Origin of the sequence: Cohnella sp. OV330 (genome assembly GCF_900112065.1) — a bacterium.
Classification (GTDB): Bacteria; Bacillota; Bacilli; order Paenibacillales; family Paenibacillaceae; genus Cohnella.
Genome location: NZ_FOKE01000005.1, coordinates 374011 through 392639, shown reverse-complemented (window position 1 = coordinate 392639; position 18629 = coordinate 374011). Strand labels below are relative to the sequence as shown.

The window sequence follows — 18629 nt, the reverse complement described above, 5'->3', positions numbered from 1 at the left end:
AACCGAATGAGCGACAAGCTGGCGCTTTACGAATTGAAGACGGAAAATACCGTCAATCCGCTTGGTATCGGCAGCAAGCAGCCTTTGTTCGGCTGGAAGCTGGCATCGGATCGGCGCGCCGAGCGGCAAACCGCGTACCGGATCGTCGTCGACCGCGACGAAGAGCGGCTTGGCCGCGAAGCAGGCGAATGCTGGGACAGCGGCAAGGTCGAATCCGACGAGACGCTGCAGATTCGTTACGCGGGCGAGCCGTTGGATTCGGAAACCCGCTATTACTGGAAGGCGATGGCGTGGGATAAAGACGGCAAAGCTTCCGAATGGAGCGCTGTCGCATGGTTCGAGACGGGCTTGCTCCGACCCGAAGAGTGGGCAGCCGAATGGATCGGCGGCGATACGGGACGCAATCCGCTGACGGGAGCCAAGTGGGCGTGGCATTCCCTCGATCTGCCGGAGAGCGGCGCTTCCGCCGGCAAAGCTGCCGACGGCGCTGCCGATAGTGCTGCAAACGGTGCTGTTGATAGCGCTGCCGGCGATTCGCCGCGCCTCGTTCATTTCCGCAAGTCCTTCCAGGTGCCGGGGGGCAAGACGGTTCGCTACGCGTTGTTCCATGGCACGGGCGGATCGAAGTTCGCCGTCTTCGCGAACGGAAGCACGATCGCCAAGCTAAATACGCGCTGGAAGCAGGATTGGACTTCCCCGTTCGTCTATATCGATTTTACCGCCAAGCTTAGAGACGGAGAGAATTGCTTATCCTGGGTCGTGGAGCATACCGAGTCGGCCGAGGCGGGGATCATCGGAAAGTTCGAGCTCGGCTATGACGACGGCTCGGTCGAGACGATCTTGACGGACGAGACGTGGCGCGTATCCGCCGAGTCGGATGCGACGGACGTGACGGCGCCGGCGTGGAAGCTTGCCGATCACGACGATGCCGCCTGGGCCATGTCGCGGACGATCGCGTCTTACGGCGACGCGCCATGGGGCGACATTCGCCGCCGCGGCTCCGCGCCGTTGCTCCGCAAGGAATTCCGGGCGAAGCAGGCGGTGAGGTCCGCAAGGCTGCATGTCGCCTGCCTGGGCTATTTCGAAGCGCATCTGAACGGGCAGCGGCTCGGAGACGGGCTGCTGCAGCCGGATTATACGCAATTCCCCAAGCGTACGTACGCGATTACGTTCGACGGCACGGAGCTGCTAAGCGAAGGGTTGAATTGCATCGCGTTCGAGCTCGGACGCGGCCACTATGCGTACGGCAAAGACTGGATCGGCGATAACTTCAGCCGGCCGGATCCAGCCACGGGCACGATCGAGCCGAAGGTGCTGGCGCAGCTGCGGATCGAATACGCGGACGGCACGAGCGAGACGATCGCCACCGACGGCTCGTGGCGAACGACGGACGGTCCGACGGTCGACGACAACATCTGGTACGGCGATAAATACGATGCCCGGCTCGAACGCGACGGCTGGCAGCTCGCCGGCTACGCGGACGACGACTGGAGGGCGGTCCATACGATGGCGCCGTACGATGGCAGCGTCGAATCCGCCTTCGTCCCCCCGATTCGCGTCGTAGAGACGATCCCGTGCGCATATTTATCGAGTCCTGCGCCGAACGTCTACGTCTACGATGCCGGTCTCATCACCACAGGCTGGGCGAAGCTGACGGTGCAGGCGCCGAGAGGCACGAGCGTGAAGCTCGTCTACGGGGAGATTCTCCGCGAGAACGGTTCGCTCGATATATGGAAGGAAGGCTACGACCATCAGTTCTGGGAAAATCCGCAGGAGGACGTGTACATCGCCAAGGGCGACGGCATCGAGACCTGGGAGCCGAAGTTCAGCTACAAAGGCTTCCGCTTCATTCAGATCGAGAGCGCCGCGAAGCCGGCATCCGTCGAAGCCCGCGTTTTCCATAACGACCTGGAGACGATCGGCGCCTTCGACAGCTCTAACGATTTGTTCAACCGGATTCATGAGGCCATGAAAAATACGATGCTCAACAATTTCCACAGCATCCCGACGGATACGCCGTTCCATGAGAAACGGGGCTGGACGGGCGACGGGCAAGTGATCGCGGAGTGCGCTTCGATGAACTTCGATATGTCCGCGTTTTTCGCCAAGTGGACGCAGGACATCGCCGACTCGCAGCAGCCGGCAGGCGAAGTGGCCCATACGTGCCCGGGGCCGTTCCTGTACCTGACGCCGACGCCCGCCTGGATGAGCGCGTTCGTCATCGTGCCGTGGACGTTGTACGAATATTACGGCGACAAGGAGACGCTTCGCAAGCATTACGACGGCATGAAGCATTACATGCAGTACGAGCTGCACCGGCTGAAGGACGGCGTGAGCTCGGACGAGAGCTACGCGGATTGGGCCGTGCCCGGACCGTTCATCGGGCCGGAGGGCGGCACGCTGCTGGCGACGGCATACGTCTGCTACAGCTGCTCGCTGATGTCGCAAATCGCCGGCGTGCTGGGCAAGGCGGAGGACGCCGCTTATTATGCGGATGCGCAAGCGCGGCTGGCGAACGTCGTGAACGAAAAGTTCTATGCGCGCGAAGGCGCCGAATACCACACGGAGATCGAGGCCGGCTATCGGCAGACGTCCAACGTGCTCCCGGTGGCGTTCGGCATCGCGCCGGAAGGCGAGATCGGCCGCGTCGTCGATCGCCTGGCGCGCGACATCATGGAGAGCAAGGACGGGCATCTGGACACGGGCTGCTTCGGCACGAAGTATTTGGCGCCGGTGCTGACCGAGCATGGACGGGGCGATGTCGCGTATACGCTCGCGACGAAGGAGACGTTCCCGAGCTGGGGCTATTGCCTGGCGGAAGGCGGGACCTCCTTCTGGGAAGCTTGGGAGTCGAAGACGCGCTCCTACGACCACTATTTTCTCGGCACGATCGACGATTGGTTCTTCAAGCATCTGGCCGGCATCAAGACGACGTCCGACGGCTATAAGACCAGCGTCATCAAGCCGTATCTCTTGGGCGACATGACGTTCGCCGGCGGCGCGATCGAGACGGTCCGGGGGCGGATCGGATCGGCGTGGCAATCGACGGCCGAGGGCATCGTCCACGAGGTGACGGTGCCGGTCAACACGACGGCCTTCGTCTACGTACCCAAGGCGGGAAACGGGAAGCTGACCGAGGGCGGCCGCGCAGCGGATGCGGCGGAAGGCGTCCGGATCGTCGGAGAAGACGGGCGCTACTGGAAGCTGGAAGTCGGATCGGGCAGTTACCGTTTTGCGTGCGGTTGACCGCGCTCGGCGTTCAAACTTGCGTTCAATATTCAAGAAGGGCCCGTACGTTTTTCTATATATCAAGGGAATGTCGAGACAGTAGAATGAAGGAGCGATCGGAGATCCGGATGAACTGAGCCGGGAAGGAGCGCCTCGCCGGACGTTAAGCCGAAGACTGAAGGAGCACGGTACTAACGCGTTCACTACAAAAAAATGGGGGTTAAAAGTCGATGGCAAACAAACGAAAGTTATCGGTCTCGCTTGGTCTCATTCTAGCGTTATCCACCACTCTGGCGGCATGCGGAGGAAACAACAACAATAATGCGGCGGGAAGCGCTTCTCCGAGCGGTTCGGCTCCGGCCAGTTCGGCTGCGGCATCGGGATCGGCGGCGCCTGCCAAGGATCCCGTAGAGTTGACGTTCATGGGCCCGACCTCCTGGATGGCCGGTTCCGGCGTTCAGGATATGCTCAAAGCCTACGAGGCCGCTACGGGCAACAAGATCAAGCAAGAAGTCGTGCCGGACGATCAATACCTTAACGTCATGAAGACCAAGATGTCTACGAACGACGCGCCGGACCTGCTGTTCCACAATAAAGGCTTCAACTATATACCCGCCAACTTCCTGGAGCCGATCACCGGCCCGATCTTGGATCGCATCGACCCGACGGTCGCGGCGGTCACGACGATCGACGGCAAATTCTATCAAGCGCCGGTCGCTCCGCATAGCTTCTACGGCGTCATTTATAACACGGAAGTATTCGACAAGGCCGGCATCAAGGTGCCGCTGAAGACGTATCAAGAATTCATCGCGGCTGCCGATAAACTGCTCGCGATGGGCGTCACCCCGCTCGGCCTCGCAGGCAAGTCGACCTGGACGGCGAACCAGCCATATTTGGTCGGCGGCGCCTACGTATTCGCGAAAAATCCGGAGCTCGCGAAGCAAATTTCGACGAACAAGATCAAGCCGGCCGATTCGCCTGAATACCTCGAGATGATCAAACGGTATGTGAGCTTGAAAAAGTATATCGCGAAGGATTACCTGTCTTCCGATCAGCCGATCATCCAAAAAGGACTGCTCGACGGCACGATCGCCATGGAATTTTATCCGGACGTCACTTACGGCGATTTTGAAAAGGAAGACGCCGCAAAAGCGGAAAAGCTCGGCTACATGCCGTTCACGCTCGGCGACGATTATATCGCCGCTACGTTCCCGCCGACGGACGAGGCCGCGATGTCGATTCCCGTCAACGCGAAGCACAAGGCCGAAGCGAACGACTTCATCAACTTCGCGACGCAAAAGGATAACTTCATTTTGCTGAACACCAAAGACGGCACGCCGGGTTCGGGCATCTCCCCGTACAAGGACTTCACGGTCGGCCTGAATCACTTCCAGCAATCGATGGCGGACATGATCGCCGCGAACGACATTCCGGCCGCGCCGTTCCTGCTCGGTTACCTCGATCCGAACTTCCAGCTGGGCGACTTCAACAAGCACGTGAACGACATGATGGCGGGCAAGGCGCCTGCGCAAGCGCTTGACGATTGGTACAAGGATTACGCCAAGGTGAACAAAGCCGCCAAAACAGAAGGTTTCTAATTAGCCGTAAAAGGGATAATCCTATGAGCCATTCAGGGGATTATCCCTTTTAAGAAAGGTGGTTGCCATGGTTCCCAAAATGATCTTGCGAAATTATCCGATCCTTTTTATCGTTCCCGCGGTCATCCTCTACACCGTATTTTCGGTCGTACCGAGTTTTGTGGGTCTGGCGGCCGCATTTACGGATTGGTCGACGTTTTACCTCTTGAAGCCGACGTATGTCGGACTGCAAAACTTCAAGGATTTGTTCGAATCCACCGGGTTCCTCGCAGCGATCAGGCACACGCTGCTCTACACCGTTTTGCACACGGTATTCGTTATCGCGCTCGGTTACGGTCTCGCCATCATTCTGAACAATCAGGTGAAGTTCAAAAACGCGTACCGGGTCATCATCTTCTCGCCGGTCGTGATCAACCCGCTCGTCATCTCCCTGGTGTTCAGTGCTCTCTATAATCCGACCTACGGCCCTATCAACGCGTTCCTCAGAAAAATCGGCCTCGGATCGCTCGCTCAAAACTGGCTGACGGAACCGAAAATCGCGCTGTACTCCGTCATCATCATGGGCGTATGGGTCGGCTTGGGGTCGACCGTCGTGATCTTCCTCGCAGGCCTGCAATCCGTGTCCGCGGACTTCTACGAATCGGCGACGATCGACGGCGCGGGCGGGCTCAAAAAATTCCGTTATATCACGCTGCCTTTAACGATGCATGCGCTCACCATCAACACCTTGCTCGTGCTCATATCCGGCCTGAACGTGTTCGGCGAAGTATACGGCCTGACCAACGGCGGACCGAACGGGGCGACCGAGGTGTTCGGCACCTTCATTTTCGCCAACTTCTCGCAGGGCTTATACGGATACGCGGCGGCAGCGGGCCTTGTCTTCACGGTTGTGGTTAGTATCTCCAGCTTCACGCTGCTTGGCTTGTTCAGGAAAATGGAGGTCGAATACTAATGCAGCTGCTTAAGAGATGGAGGCTTACGCCGACCCGGGCGATCCTGGAGATTTTGATGATCGTCGTCGCCCTTTGTTATTTGATCCCGATCTGGATGGTGTTTTCCAACTCGCTTAAGGACTCCACGGGGGCGGGACTCATGGGATTAACGCTGCCGTCCAAACCGGTGTGGGACAATTACGCGGTCGTATTCAGAGAGTCCAACATTCTAAGAGGCTTGTATAACGGCCTGCTGCTGGGCTTGATCACGGTCATAACCAATGTCGTCGTCGCCTCGATGTGTTCCTTCTATCTGGCAAGAATCAAGCGGAAGATTTCGACCTTCTTTTACAACTACTTTATCGCGGGCTTGATCGTTCCGGGTTCGATCATCCCGATCTATCTGGAAATGCGTATTCTTCACTTGAACAACACCTATATCGGTTTGGTCATGCTCTTCGTGACCGCCACGCTCCCCTTCGGCATTTTTCTCTTCACCGGGTTCATCAAGACGATTCCGCGCGAGATCGACGAAGCCGCGATTATCGACGGCAGCAATCCCTATCAGCTGTATTTCCGGATCGTTTTTCCTCTCTTAAAGCCCGTCACCATTACGGTATCGATATTCGTCTTTATTGCCGTTTGGAACAACGTCGCCTATTACCTGTACTTCTCCAAATCGACGCAATACCCGCTGCCGCTCAGCATCTACTCCTTCTTCGGGAAGTACAGCCAGAGCTGGAACCTGGTGTTCGCGGACATTCTGGTAGGCATCGTTCCCTGCTTGATCCTGTTCATGTTCGCGCAGAAGTACATGGTGTCCGGCATTACCGCCGGCGCCGTCAAAGGTTAAAGAGCAACGACCATTCCAAATGCGAAGAGGAGAGGATTCGGCATGAACATTTTGGCGATCGGCGCGCATCCGGACGATATCGAGGTGTTTTGCGCGGGCACGCTGCTGAAATACAAGGAGCAGGGGCACAGCATTTTCATCGCGCTCACGACAAGCGGGAACATCGGCTCCAACGAGTACGACACCCGGGAAGAAATCGCGCAGGTGAGAGAGCAGGAGCAGCTGGAAGCGGCGACGCTCTTGGGCGCGGAGGTGAAGTTCCTGCGGTTCGACGATCAGGGCCTGCAGGACACGCCGGAGACGAGACGCGCCGTCATCAACGCGATCCGTTGGGCGAATCCGGACGTGATCCTGGCGAACTATCCCGGGGATCCGAGCACGGATCATGCCGTCACCGGGAAAATCGTGAGCGAGGTCATCCTGTCGATTCCCGGCAAGCTGATTCCTGCGGACGAACCTCCGATCGCCAAAAATCCGTCTCTCTTCTATTACGGGACGCCGGTCGGCATCGGCTTCGAGCCGGAAGTCTACGTAGACATTACCGACGTATTCGAATCGAAAAAGGAAGCCTTGGCCCTGCACAAGAGCCAATACGCCTGGATGGACGTGTATCAGACGCACGGCTTGCTCGACATTTTGGAGATCACCGACAAATTCAGGGGGCTTCAAGCGGGCTTCGCGTACGCCGAAGGCTTTAGAGCCTTCCGGATCCACGGCTATATGCCGAACTTCAAATTACTTCCGTAATGATGGAGGGCTGCAGGAGATGAAGCTGCAATACAGCATGGCTCATGAACCGCTGATCGATCGGGCGACGAGGGACGCGTTAGTCGAACAAATGAAAGAAGCCGGCATTCAGAAAATTTGGATCGCCGGATTTTTCTCTGGCAAAATGGTCGATCTCGAGGAGCTGAAGGAAGCGAAGGCATTCGCCGAATCGCGCGGCTTCGAGGTGGGCGCGGTCACGATCCCGATCGGTCATCCGGGCAACGCGCTTAATCCGGACGATCCCGACCTCGACCTGGAGATTCCGAAAACCTGGCATTACCGGGTGAACAATCTGGGAGAGACGGTGTATTTCTGCGGAGCGATCGATAGCTGCCTGATCGAGGACAACGCCAAGGCCGCCAGGCTGCTGCGCGAGTCGGGCTTCCGCGAAGTTTTCCTGGACGACGACCTGCGCGTCGGCAATTTCAACGCGTTCATCGAAGGCTGCTATTGCGATGCGTGCCTGTCGGAATTCAACGGGAAGTATCATCGCTCGGAAACGAGAGAGTCGTTGATGGCGCAGCTGACGAAGAAGGTCAACCCGGAATTGGCGAAGGATTGGGTGGCCTTCCAATGCGACAAGATCACGGCGGTCATGGAAGCGACGGACCGACAAGGCGTTCAAGCCGGCATCATGGTCATGCACTTCGGCGACGAGCGGCATGGGATCGACATTCCCGCGATCCGCGAGCGAATCCCGGATGCGCTTTTCCGGGTCGGCGAGCTGCAATTCAACGATCCGAGCTTTTCGAAGCCGTACGCCAAAGCGGAGGAAATGCTGGGGATCGCTTATCACCTGAACTTCTTGGATCAAAAGCTCGCCTACAGCGAATCGACCATTTTCCCGCCTCGCTCCCTCAAGGAACACAACTTGGTGTACAAAGCGAAAATGGCCATTGCATCCGGACTCGAGAACGTCCTCTTTATGAGCGGGACTTGGGTGCTGGAAGAAAGCTATTGGAAAGCGATCGCGGATGCGCTACCGGTGCTGCGGGAGCTGGACCTTGCGACTGCGGGCGCGGGAAGAAGCTATCCCGTGCACCTGGCCTATGGAACGCACGGCGCTTATGCGGAGCCGATCGTGCCGACCAGCCTGCCGGTGCTGGCCGGATTGCCGGTTAAGCCGGTCCGGGCGGATCAGCGCAGCGAAGAGGGGCAGCTGCTGTTATTTTTCGGCGATTATGAACTGACGGCGGAATGGCAGAAGAAGCTTTCTTCGTATGAACAGGTCATATTCGACCGGATGGCTGCGGAAAAAAACAAAGAGGCGCTGGAGCGCTTGATGCCGGAAGCGGCGCATCTGACGATCTGGGATCACAAAACGACGACGAGGCCCACCAATGAAGAGATCTCCATGCTTCAACAGCATGTAGGTAAAGGCGATCGGCAGTTCCCGCGAATCGTCGAGGGGAGCCATATCGGCTTGATCTGGCTCAAGGAGACCGGAAAAGCCATTTTGTATAACCTGCTCGAGACTGAAAATCAAGGTGCGGCAATGATCGCCGGCACGCAGTACCCTGTCTCTCTGAAGCCATTGTCCTTCGCGACGATCGACGGCGAGGGCGCTTGGACCGAATACGATACCCAGGTCGAACTCGGGGGTTGACGATGCGAAAAAAGGTATGGCAGTGGACGGGCATGAACGAGGTGACGTCAAGTACGGCCGAACGCGAGCAGCCGGGTTCGGGCGAAGCGGAGATCCGCATCGCGTCGATCGGCATATGCGGGACCGACCTGCATATCATGAGCGGCCATGCCGGCTTCGGCGCGCCGCCGCTCCCGCTCGGCCATGAGTTGGCCGGGGTCGTGGAGCGGATCGGCCCGGGTGTCGACGGTTGGCAGCCTGGAGACCGCGTATGCATCGATCCGCTGATCGGCTGCGGCGTTTGCCGCGAATGCCTGGCCGGCAACAAGCACCGCTGCGCGCAGGCCGGCGAGATCGGGCTGCACTACCCCGGGGGCTGGCAGGAATATTTGGTCGTGCCGGCGGCGAATCTGTACCGGCTGCCGGATGCCGTCGGCTTCGAGGAGGCGACGCAAGCCGAGACGCTGCACTGCTGCCTGGGCGGCATCGATAAACTCGATATTCGCCTGGGATCCCATGCCGTCGTGATCGGAGACGGTCCGACAGGCTTATATTACGTGCAGCTGTTAAAAGCGGCCGGCGCGAGCAAGGTTACGCTGTTCGGCATGCGGGACGGCCGGCTCGAACTGGGGCGGCGGCTCGGCGCGGACGTCACGGTCAATTTGCGGTCGTCCGGTACGGTAGCGGCAGAGGCTGCGGATTCGGTTGCTGATACAGATACAGATACGGATACGGGTACGGAAACGGATTCGATTGCGCCGGAGACGCAGGATATCGCGATCGATGCGGCGGGCAACGAAGCGTCGCTCAAGCTCGGCATCGAGCTGCTGAAGCGGGGCGGCCAGCTGCTGCTTTTCGGGCTGCCCGGCCATCCGATCCTGGCGGACATTCAAGCGGTCGTGCTGAAGGAATTGACGCTGGCGGGCTCGACCAATGCGCCTCAGGTATGGCCGCGGGTGCTCGAGCTGATGGCTTCCGGCAGCGTACAGGTGAAGCCGCTCATTACGCAGCATTATCCGTTCGCGGAATTGGACCGGGCGATCGCGTTCGCCCGAAGCGAACCGGATGAGGCGGTTAAGATCATCGTCAGCCATTCATAAGATGGAGGAGAAACGGCCATGAAAATTAAGGCGATCCATACCAAAATGATCAAAATTCCGTTCCACAAAGGCGAGAAATGGTCGGGCGGCACCCGGTACAGCGCGCCTTCGCTCATCGTTCAGATCGAGACGGACGAGGGCCTGATCGGCATCGGCGAATCGGTCGGACCGACCATCCCGGTCATCCAGACCGTCGTGGACAAGGAGTTCGCCCCGTTCCTCATCGGCCGCGATCCGATGGAGCTGGAGTCGATACTTCATCGCCTGGAGGAGTACTGCGTCAACTGGAAGCAGATCGGCTATTACGGCATGGCCGGCGTGGAGATGGCGCTGCTGGACTTGCGGGGTAAAATCCTGAACACGCCGGTATACAACCTGCTGGGCGGCAAGGTGAGGCAGGAGGTCGCCTTCTCCGGCTATATTTTTATCGACAAGCCGGAGAACAACGCCGAAGAAGCGCGCAAGTTCGCAGCTGCAGGTTATTCCGAATTGAAGCTTAAGGTCGGACGCGACATCGACCTGGATACGCAGCGCGTGAAAGCCGTGCGCGAAGCGGTCGGACCGAAGATGAAAATCCGCATCGACGCGAACCAGAACTGGAGCGTGCCGACCGCGATCAAGGCGATCCGCAAGATGGAGAAGTACGATCTGCAGATGGTCGAGCAGCCGACGCGGTATGACGACGTGGACGGCATGGCGGCCGTCGCCCGCGCCGTCGACGTGCCGATCATCGCCGACGAAGGCTGCGCCACCTACGAAGATGCCCTGCGGCTGATCGACAAGCGCGCTTGCGCATGCTTTCTGGTGTACCCGTCCGAAGCCGGCGGCATCCTCAAGGCCAAGCAGATCGTCGATCTGGCCAACCACGCGGGCATTTGGTGCGTGACGGGCAGTTGGGCCGAGACCGGCATCGGCACCCTCGGCAACGTACACATGGTCGCCTCTTCGCGAAACTTCCCGTTCGCGAACGACACGCACCTGAAGTTCATGAAGGGCGATCTGCTGCGCGAAGAGCTCGTTTTCAACAACGGCAGCATCGCCGTGCCCGACCGTCCGGGCTTCGGCATCGACCTGGACATCACGAAGCTCGATCGTTTCGGCGAGAACTTCGAACGGGAAATGGTGTTTTACGATCCGCAGGATCCGCAGTTCCAGCCGCGCATCGGGCAGCTTCTGTAAGTGATCCGACCGGTCGTTTTTAAATTGCTGGTCGTCTCTATCTTGTGGGGCTGCAACTATGTCGTGAGCGCCTACCTGCTGCGGGAGTTTTCGCCGATCCTGCTCGCTTTGTCGAGGCTCGTGGTCACCTCGCTGTTTTTATTAAGCGTCGGATGGATGAGTCGGGCGGTGAGGAAGCCGACCAGGCGCGAATGGATGTGGCTCGCGTCGGTCGGATTGACCAGCTCCCTGATGTATCAGATCTTTTACTTTGTCGGACTGACGCACACCAGCGCGGGAAATGCAGCCTTGATCATCGCCTTGTCGCCGATCGCGACGACGTCTCTGGCATGGGTTTTTCTCAAGGAAAAGGTTACGGGCTTCAAAATAGCCGGAGCGCTGACGGCGCTCGTCGGCGTCGCGGTCATCGTGCTTAACGGCGGCAAGGTAACTGGCGTTTCGCGCGGAGACTTCTTCATTTTGCTCGCGATGCTGACGCTGGCCGTGAGCGTACTGTTGATCCGGAAGGCGACGGAAACGATGAAGTCGATCGACGTCACGATCTATTCGACGCTTGTCGGCACGGCGCTGTTGTTCCCGGCCGCGGGGGTCGAATGGGCGCAAGGCCAGCTGCATGCCAGCGGAAACCCCTTAACCTGGACGCTTCTGATCGTCGTCGCGTTAATCGCGCAGGGTTTGGCCGGCTTGTGGTGGAACCAGGGCATTTCCGTGACCGGCGCTTCGACGAGCGCGATGTTCATGAACATCCCGCCGTTCGTGGCGATTCTGGTCGCCTATGTCGCGCTCGGCGATCCGATTATGCTGACGCAGATCGCGGGCGGCGCGCTGATCGTCATCGGCGTTGCCTTATCCAACAAAAAGCTGGCAGACAAGGCGATTCCAACCGGCACCGTTGCCGGAGGATAAGGAGGCTGCGGGATATGAACGGATCGACTAGCGATGCGGAGGCGCTGCGATGGCATTCGCCAGGTCGCGCCCCCTTTCAAATCGCCGGATTCGCATGGTGGCAGACGGAGCGCAAGTATCGTCGCCTGCCTACCGTCGAGCCCGGCGCCATACGCGAGATTCTGGACGAATTGGCGGACCATACGTCGGGCGGACAGATTCGGTTTGCGACCGATGCCACCAAGCTGGTCATCAAGGCGAAGCTGTTCGCGCCGAACGTAGCGGAGCATGTCGCCGCCACCGCGGTCAACGGCTTTGACTGTTATCTAGGCGAGCCGGGCTCGCAGCTCTACTACGGGACGACCCGGTTCGCTCATGACTCTGCCGAATACGAATACGTATTTTATGAAAATTTGCAGCCGGAAATGCGGTACGTGACGCTCGATTTCCCGTTGTTCCAAGGCGTGCGCGACGTGCAGATCGGGATGAACGCGGATGCCCGGGTTTTCGAATTTCCGGCTTATTCGACGGGGAGCAAGGTCGTTCTTTACGGAACGTCGATCACGCAGGGCGGCTGCGCTTCCAGGCCAGGCATGTCTTTTACGAATATATTAAGCCGCCGCTTCGACGTCGAATTTATTAATTTGGGCTTTTCGGGCAACGGCAAGGGCGATCCGGAGATCGCGCGGATGATCGGCGATATTGAAGATCCGGCCTGTATCGTCGTGGATTACGATGCCAACAACGTGCATGCGGACGACTTGATCCGTACGATGCCCGAGTTCCTCCGGATCCTTCGCAGCCATCATGCAGAGGTGCCGATTCTCGTTTTATCGCGGATTCCTTACGGCTATGAGCACACGAATACGGCCTCCTGCGAGGACCGGATCGTTAGAAGGGATTTTCAAAAGAATCTGGTGGCGTCCTTGCAGCATGAGGGCGATCGCTTCATTGATTTTCATGATGGGGCCGACCTGCTCGGCGATAGCTGGAACGAATGCACCGTCGACGGCGTTCATCCGACCGACCTGGGCCATATGCGGATCGCGGACGGCTTGACGCCGCTGCTTCGAGAGATTCTGCAAAGCCATGCCTGCAAAGCCATACAACCTTAATTAAGGGAGAAACGGGAGGCGGAACGATGACGGATCGGGCGGAGCTTCTGTACGATGCGCGAAATACGCTAGGAGAAGGGCCTTGGTGGGATTCGAATAACGGTTGGCTTCATTGGACCGACATTACGGATAAGAAGATCCATCGGCTGGAACCGAACGCGGGGGAGCACCGGAGCGTCAGCATGATGCAGGAGGTCGGCGCATTCGTTCCCGCGCGGACGGGCGGCTTTATTTGCGCGATGCGGGAAGGCTTCTACCGGTACGACCCGATCTCGCAAGCGGCCGTGCCGATCGTCGAGTTAGAGACGCATCTGCCCGGCAATCGGTTCAACGACGGCAAGTGCGACGCCGCGGGGCGGTTCTGGGCGGGGACGATGGACGAGAAGGAGGAGGGCCCGTCAGGCGCCCTCTATTGCTTGGAAGCGGACCTCGGCTGCCGCCAGGTGCTGACGGACGTCACCATCTCCAACGGCCTCGCCTGGAGCGCGGATAACCGGACGATGTACTACATCGATTCGACGACCCGTGAAGTCGTCGCGTTCGACTACGATCTCGGGACGGGCAGCTTGTCGGCGCCAAGGACGGCTGTCCGCATCGGCGACGACGAGGGGCTCCCGGACGGCATGACCATCGATCGGGAAGGCATGCTCTGGATCGCGATCTGGGGCGGAGGCAAGGTCGTTCGCTGCAATCCCGCGACCGGCGAGCGCCTCCAGACCGTCTTCGTCGCCGCATCGCACGTCACCTCCTGCGCGTTCGGCGGCGAGCGGCTGGACGAATTGTACATCACGACGGCCAGGCAAGGCCTTAGCGAGCGGCAACTGATCGACGAGCCGAACGCCGGCGGCGTATTTCGTTATAAGACCGCTACGCAAGGATATGCAACGGAGCCATTCGGCGGGTAGAGAGGTTCGGACCGTATCGGCCCGGAGATCTGACGGCTTACCATTACATCAATCGGAGTGAAGTCCCATGCGCATGCAGACGATGCTTGCCCATTTCGGCGAAGAAACCTTTCATGGGGCGGTCGTGCCTCCTTTATTCTTGAATTCTTTGTTTACGGCGAATTCGTATGACGAGATGAAGTCGGAAGCGCCGTACCGTTATTCGCGCATGGGCAATCCGACGACGGACATGCTGGAAAAAAAGCTGGCGGCGCTCGATAACGGGGAAGCCGCGAAAGTGTTCGCGTCCGGCATGGCGGCGGTCTCTACCACGTTGCTTCATTTTTTGAAGCAGGGCGACCATGTGATCTGCAGCCTCCCGATCTACGGCGGCACCTACGCCATGTTGTCCGGGTGGATGGCGCGTTATGGCGTGACCTGCGATTTCGTGGACTTCCGCGATCCAGACAACATTCGCGGCGCCGTGAAGCCGAACACCCGCATGCTGTATACGGAAGGTTACTCCACGATGTTCATGGACGTCTTCGATCTTCGCGGCGCGATCGCCATCGCCAAAGCGCATGGCTTGGTGTCCGTCATCGACAATACCTGCGCGACGCCGGCGACGCTCAAACCCTTGGATTGGGGGTTCGACGTCGTCGTCCATTCGTTGTCCAAGTATTTGTCGGGTCACAGCGACTTGACAGGCGGCGTCGTCGTCTCCAGCCAGGATACGATTCGGAAGCTGACCGCCATCGAGATCGGCGTTATCGGGGGCGCGCTTCCCCCTTTTGACGCCTGGCTCGTCACTCGGGGGCTTCGCACGTTCGGACTGCGGATGAAGCAGCACGGCGAATCGGCCATGCGCGTCGCCGCGTTGCTGGACGGTCATCCTCAGGTGGAGCGAGTGAACTACCCCCTGCTGCCGGGCCATCCCCAGCATGAGCTGGCCGTCTCCCAGATGAGCGGACCGACGGGGCTGCTCAGCTTCGAGCTGCGCGGGGGAGAACCGGCGGTACGCAAGTTCGTAGATAGCCTGCAATGGTTCAAGATCGGCGTCAGCTGGGGCGGCTTCGAGAGCCTCGTCTATGCGACGGCGATCGGCTGGCAGCAGGACGCGGTCGTCGGGACCGAATACGAGAGCAGGGTGGATAAGCTCGTGCGGTTATCCATCGGCCTGGAGGACGCGGAGGATTTGCTGGAGGACGTGGAGCAGGCATTGTCACAGATCTAAGGAAAGGACTGCGACTACACGATGAATCGGATTGCTTTGGTTAATTTTGCGACCGTCGATTATACGGTCGAGGAACATATTTTGCGTCAGGCCGGCTATGAAGTGGACGTTTACGACGGCGTAGCGACGGCGGATTTGCCGGATGCGGTCAAGGACGCCGAGGTGCTGGTCGTCCAGCTGCAGCAAGTGACGGAAGCGCTGCTCGAGCGGATGCCCAGCCTGAAGCTGATCGCCCGGGAAGGCATCGGCCTGGACAGCATCCCGGTGCAGGCCGCGAGTAAGCGCGGGATTACGGTCATGAACGTGCCGGACTATTGCCTGGAGGAAGTGGCCGTGCACGCCGTCAGCCTGCTGCTCGCGGCGCACCGCAAGCTGTTTCCCGCTTCGACGCTCGTACGCGGGGGGCAATGGACGCGCATGCCCGAGCTTAAGCCGATTTACGCCTTATCCGAATTGACGCTCGGATTGATCGGGATGGGGCGGATCGGGGCGCAGGTCATCGCCCGCATGCAAGGCTTCGGCTGCCGGATTATCGTGAGCGATCCATACTTAAGCAAGGCCAACGTCCCCGATGGCGTCGAGCTTGTGTCGCTGGACGAATTGCTGGGGCAATCCGATCTGATCTCGCTGCATTGCCCGTATGTGGAAGAAACGAAGCACATCATCAACCGGCACAGCATCGCAAAAATGAACAAGAAGCCCGCGCTGATCAATGTCTCGCGCGGACCGCTCGTTCATGAAGGCGACTTGCTGGATGCGCTGAACCGAGGGGATATTTCCTTCGCGGGCCTGGACGTCCTGACGGAAGAACCGCCGGCCGACGATCATCCGCTGCTGCATCATCCGAAGGCGATCGTCACCAACCATATCGCCTGGTACTCCGAGCAATCCGAAGCGCGGCTGCGGAACCTGACTTCGACTCGGATCGTCGATTTCCTGGAGGAAAGGGCGATCCCGAACGTCGTGAACAAAAAGGACTTGTGAGAGAAGGTTGTATTAAAGTGTGGGAGAGGACTGACGCTGCGGGTACGAGAATAGCACAATTTTGCGCTATTATTGAGTATCACGTGATCGGCGTGTGAGTGGATGGGAACGGTGGGTACGAGAATAGCGCAATTTTGCGCTATTCGTGGGTATCATGTTTGCGGTGGTAGAGCGGCGGGGGCTGTAGGTATGAGAATAGCGCAATTTTGCGCTATTTTTGAGTATCACGTGATCGGCGTGTAAGTGGACGGGAACGGTCGTACGAGAATAGCGCAATTTAGCGCTATTCCTGAGTATCGCGTGAGAGGCGGGGGAGCGGGCGCGGGCCGTACTGCGAGAACGCCGCTGTTGGTGCCGCGGGTCTCACGACGAAAAACAACAAGCAAAACGGGATGAAGCAGGAAATACTTCTGCTTCATCCCGTCTTCTTTTACGCAGCCCCGCTGCTTATTCGTCCACCAACCGGTTCGTGAGCGAGCCCAGCTTTTCGATCTCGATCGTGACGATATCGCCATGCTTCAAGTACACGCGCTCTTCTTTGGGGAGGCCGAGGACGACGCCTTCCGGGGTTCCCGTCAGAATCACGTCCCCGGGATACAAGGTCATATGCTGCGAAACGTAGCTGACGATCTCGTCGCAAGGGAAGATCATGTCGGAGGTGTTGGAGTTTTGCCGCACTTCTCCGTTCACGATGGAGCGCATGGCAAGCGCGTTCGGATCGCCGACTTCATCGGCCGTGACCAGGTACGGGCCGAGCGGGCTGAATTTGTCGAGCGATTTGCCGAGCAGCCATTGCTGCGTGCGCATCTGCAAGTCTCTCGCCGACAGATCGTTGACGCAGCAGTAGCCGAACACGTAGTCCAGCGCTTCGTCTTGGCCGACGTATTTGGCGTTCCGGCCGATGACGATGGCGAGCTCCGCTTCGTAATCGACCTCGCTCGTCACCCGGTTGGCGAGCGGGATATCGTCGCCATGCGCGGCCAGCGTGTTGCCGAACTTATTGAACAAGATCGGATATTCGGGGATCGGCGCGTTCGATTCCTCGGCATGCTTGCGATAGTTCAAGCCGATGCAGATGATCTTGCCCGGATTCGTCACGCACGGGCCGAAGCGGACGTCGTTCTCTTGCCGCAGGTAAGCTTGCGGCCCTGCCGGAAGACGTTCGATATAACGTTCGACCGCGGCGACCGCTTCTTTTCCGCCGCGGATCAAGTCCATGACGTCGGCCGGCACGCCTTGCGCCGGCACGGCTTCGAGCGCTTGGCGCAAGTGTACGATTTCTTCTCCTCTGAGAATGCCTAACGCGAGCTCGCGGTCTTCCCTGATCGTTACGAATCTCATCTCTCAGTCTCCTTATCGCAGTCTAATGTTATTATGCGTTTTTGCCGAACGTGACGCCACCGTCGATATAAAGGGGCGATCCCATCATGAAGCAGGCTTCGTCCGAGGCGAGGAACAAGGCGGCGTTCGCCACGTCCTCGGGCCTGCCGAGCTCGCCGCTAAGCTGGCGGCTCTTGATGGCTTCGATCGCTTTCTCGGGATCGTCGTACGAGGTCTTCAAATAGTTTTCGACGAACGGCGTGAAGATGGTGCCCGGCAGCAAGGCGTTCACCCGGATGCCGTAAGGCGCATAGTCCACCTGCATCGACTTGGTCAAGGCAAGGACGGCGCCCTTGGAAGCGGCGTAGGAGGCGCGGCGCGCAAGCCCGATCTCGGCGATGCAAGACGACATGTTGATGATGCAGCCGGATTTGCGCGCCATCATGCTCGGCAGCAGGTATTTGCTCGGCAAAAACACGCCGGCGATATTGACGCGCATCACTTTGTCCCATTGCTCGAGCTCCAGCTCGTGCAGCGCCCCGACGCCGCTGATGCCGGCATTGTTGAAAAGCACGTCGACTCGCCCGAACGCCTGAAGCGCATCTTGCGCCATGGCCTCCATCTCGGCAGGGGACGTGACGTCGCCAGGGATGAACGTGGCGCTGCCGCCGCTTTTCCGGATCTCGTCAACCGTCTCTTGACCTTTTGCCCGATCCAGGTCGTTAATGATGACGGACGCGCCTTCCTGCGCGAAGCGCAAGGCGGAGGCTTTACCGATGCCGGAACCCGAACCCGTGATCAAGCATACTTTTCCGTTCAGCCGCATATTCGGTATCACACCTTTTTGTTTATAATAATAAACTTGATTTAGTATATAAAACTAATATAGCATTCGGCCTTGTCGGCGGTCAATGAAAAAGAACCCGCTTTCACGCGCTCGAGGCGCCGAAAACGAGTTCTTAAC

At 58.9% G+C, this 18629-nt stretch carries 16 protein-coding genes; 13 read left to right on the top strand and 3 right to left on the bottom strand.

Annotation, left to right across the window (positions count from 1 at the left end; genetic code table 11):
- Positions 1-6 precede the first annotated feature (6 nt).
- Positions 7-3246: an alpha-L-rhamnosidase gene (locus tag BM235_RS14490; protein WP_158543847.1), complete on the top strand. Its 3240-nt coding sequence runs from the start codon at positions 7-9 to the stop codon at positions 3244-3246.
- A gap of 202 nt (positions 3247-3448) precedes the next feature.
- On the opposite strand, the gene BM235_RS32050 is transcribed toward BM235_RS14490, so the two are convergent.
- The gene (locus tag BM235_RS32050) at positions 3449-3652 is read right to left on the bottom strand and encodes a hypothetical protein (RefSeq protein WP_158543848.1); all 204 of its coding nucleotides are present in this window, start codon (positions 3650-3652) and stop codon (positions 3449-3451) included.
- Between BM235_RS32050 and BM235_RS14485 the strand changes: the two genes are divergently transcribed.
- The 12 genes from BM235_RS14485 to BM235_RS14430 all read left to right on the top strand — a co-directional run bounded on the left by BM235_RS14485 (position 3651) and on the right by BM235_RS14430 (position 16345).
- On the top strand, positions 3651-4826 hold the full coding sequence (locus BM235_RS14485) for an ABC transporter substrate-binding protein (protein ID WP_255374392.1): 1176 nt from the start codon (positions 3651-3653) through the stop codon (positions 4824-4826). The two genes, BM235_RS32050 and BM235_RS14485, sit on opposite strands and share 2 nt — an antisense overlap.
- Before the next feature lie 67 nt (positions 4827-4893).
- Positions 4894-5778 (top strand): carbohydrate ABC transporter permease, encoded by an 885-nt coding sequence (locus BM235_RS14480; protein ID WP_090114370.1) that lies wholly within the window; start codon positions 4894-4896, stop codon positions 5776-5778.
- Positions 5778-6611 (top strand): carbohydrate ABC transporter permease, encoded by an 834-nt coding sequence (locus BM235_RS14475; protein ID WP_090114357.1) that lies wholly within the window; start codon positions 5778-5780, stop codon positions 6609-6611. Before BM235_RS14480 ends, BM235_RS14475 begins: the two co-directional genes overlap by 1 nt.
- 42 nt (positions 6612-6653) lie before the next feature.
- Positions 6654-7358 (top strand): PIG-L deacetylase family protein, encoded by a 705-nt coding sequence (locus BM235_RS14470; RefSeq protein WP_090114344.1) that lies wholly within the window; start codon positions 6654-6656, stop codon positions 7356-7358.
- Between the two features lie 19 nt (positions 7359-7377).
- A complete protein-coding gene (locus BM235_RS14465) occupies positions 7378-8985 on the top strand; it encodes a hypothetical protein (protein WP_090114342.1) in 1608 nt (535 codons plus the stop codon).
- 2 nt (positions 8986-8987) lie between these two features.
- Positions 8988-10064 carry a zinc-dependent alcohol dehydrogenase gene (locus tag BM235_RS14460; protein ID WP_090114340.1) on the top strand — a complete coding sequence of 359 codons (1077 nt, stop codon included), beginning with the start codon at positions 8988-8990 and terminating at the stop codon, positions 10062-10064.
- Positions 10065-10082: 18 nt separating this feature from the next.
- Positions 10083-11243 (top strand): mandelate racemase/muconate lactonizing enzyme family protein, encoded by a 1161-nt coding sequence (locus tag BM235_RS14455; RefSeq protein ID WP_090114338.1) that lies wholly within the window; start codon positions 10083-10085, stop codon positions 11241-11243.
- Positions 11244-12149 (top strand): DMT family transporter, encoded by a 906-nt coding sequence (locus BM235_RS14450; protein ID WP_090114335.1) that lies wholly within the window; start codon positions 11244-11246, stop codon positions 12147-12149.
- A 14-nt stretch (positions 12150-12163) separates the two neighbouring features.
- The gene (locus tag BM235_RS14445; RefSeq protein WP_090114333.1) at positions 12164-13243 is read left to right on the top strand and encodes an SGNH/GDSL hydrolase family protein; all 1080 of its coding nucleotides are present in this window, start codon (positions 12164-12166) and stop codon (positions 13241-13243) included.
- Positions 13244-13269: 26 nt separating this feature from the next.
- Positions 13270-14148, top strand: coding sequence for an SMP-30/gluconolactonase/LRE family protein (locus tag BM235_RS14440; protein WP_090114330.1), 879 nt, complete (start codon positions 13270-13272; stop codon positions 14146-14148).
- Between the two features lie 67 nt (positions 14149-14215).
- Positions 14216-15361, top strand: coding sequence for a trans-sulfuration enzyme family protein (locus BM235_RS14435; RefSeq protein ID WP_090114328.1), 1146 nt, complete (start codon positions 14216-14218; stop codon positions 15359-15361).
- 21 nt (positions 15362-15382) lie between these two features.
- Positions 15383-16345: a C-terminal binding protein gene (locus BM235_RS14430; protein ID WP_090114326.1), complete on the top strand. Its 963-nt coding sequence runs from the start codon at positions 15383-15385 to the stop codon at positions 16343-16345.
- Positions 16346-16792: 447 nt separating this feature from the next.
- On the opposite strand, the gene BM235_RS14425 is transcribed toward BM235_RS14430, so the two are convergent.
- Positions 16793-17686 (bottom strand): fumarylacetoacetate hydrolase family protein, encoded by an 894-nt coding sequence (locus tag BM235_RS14425; protein ID WP_090114324.1) that lies wholly within the window; start codon positions 17684-17686, stop codon positions 16793-16795.
- 31 nt (positions 17687-17717) lie between these two features.
- Positions 17718-18491, bottom strand: coding sequence for an SDR family NAD(P)-dependent oxidoreductase (locus tag BM235_RS14420; protein WP_090114322.1), 774 nt, complete (start codon positions 18489-18491; stop codon positions 17718-17720).
- Between the last annotated feature and the right edge of the window lie 138 nt (positions 18492-18629).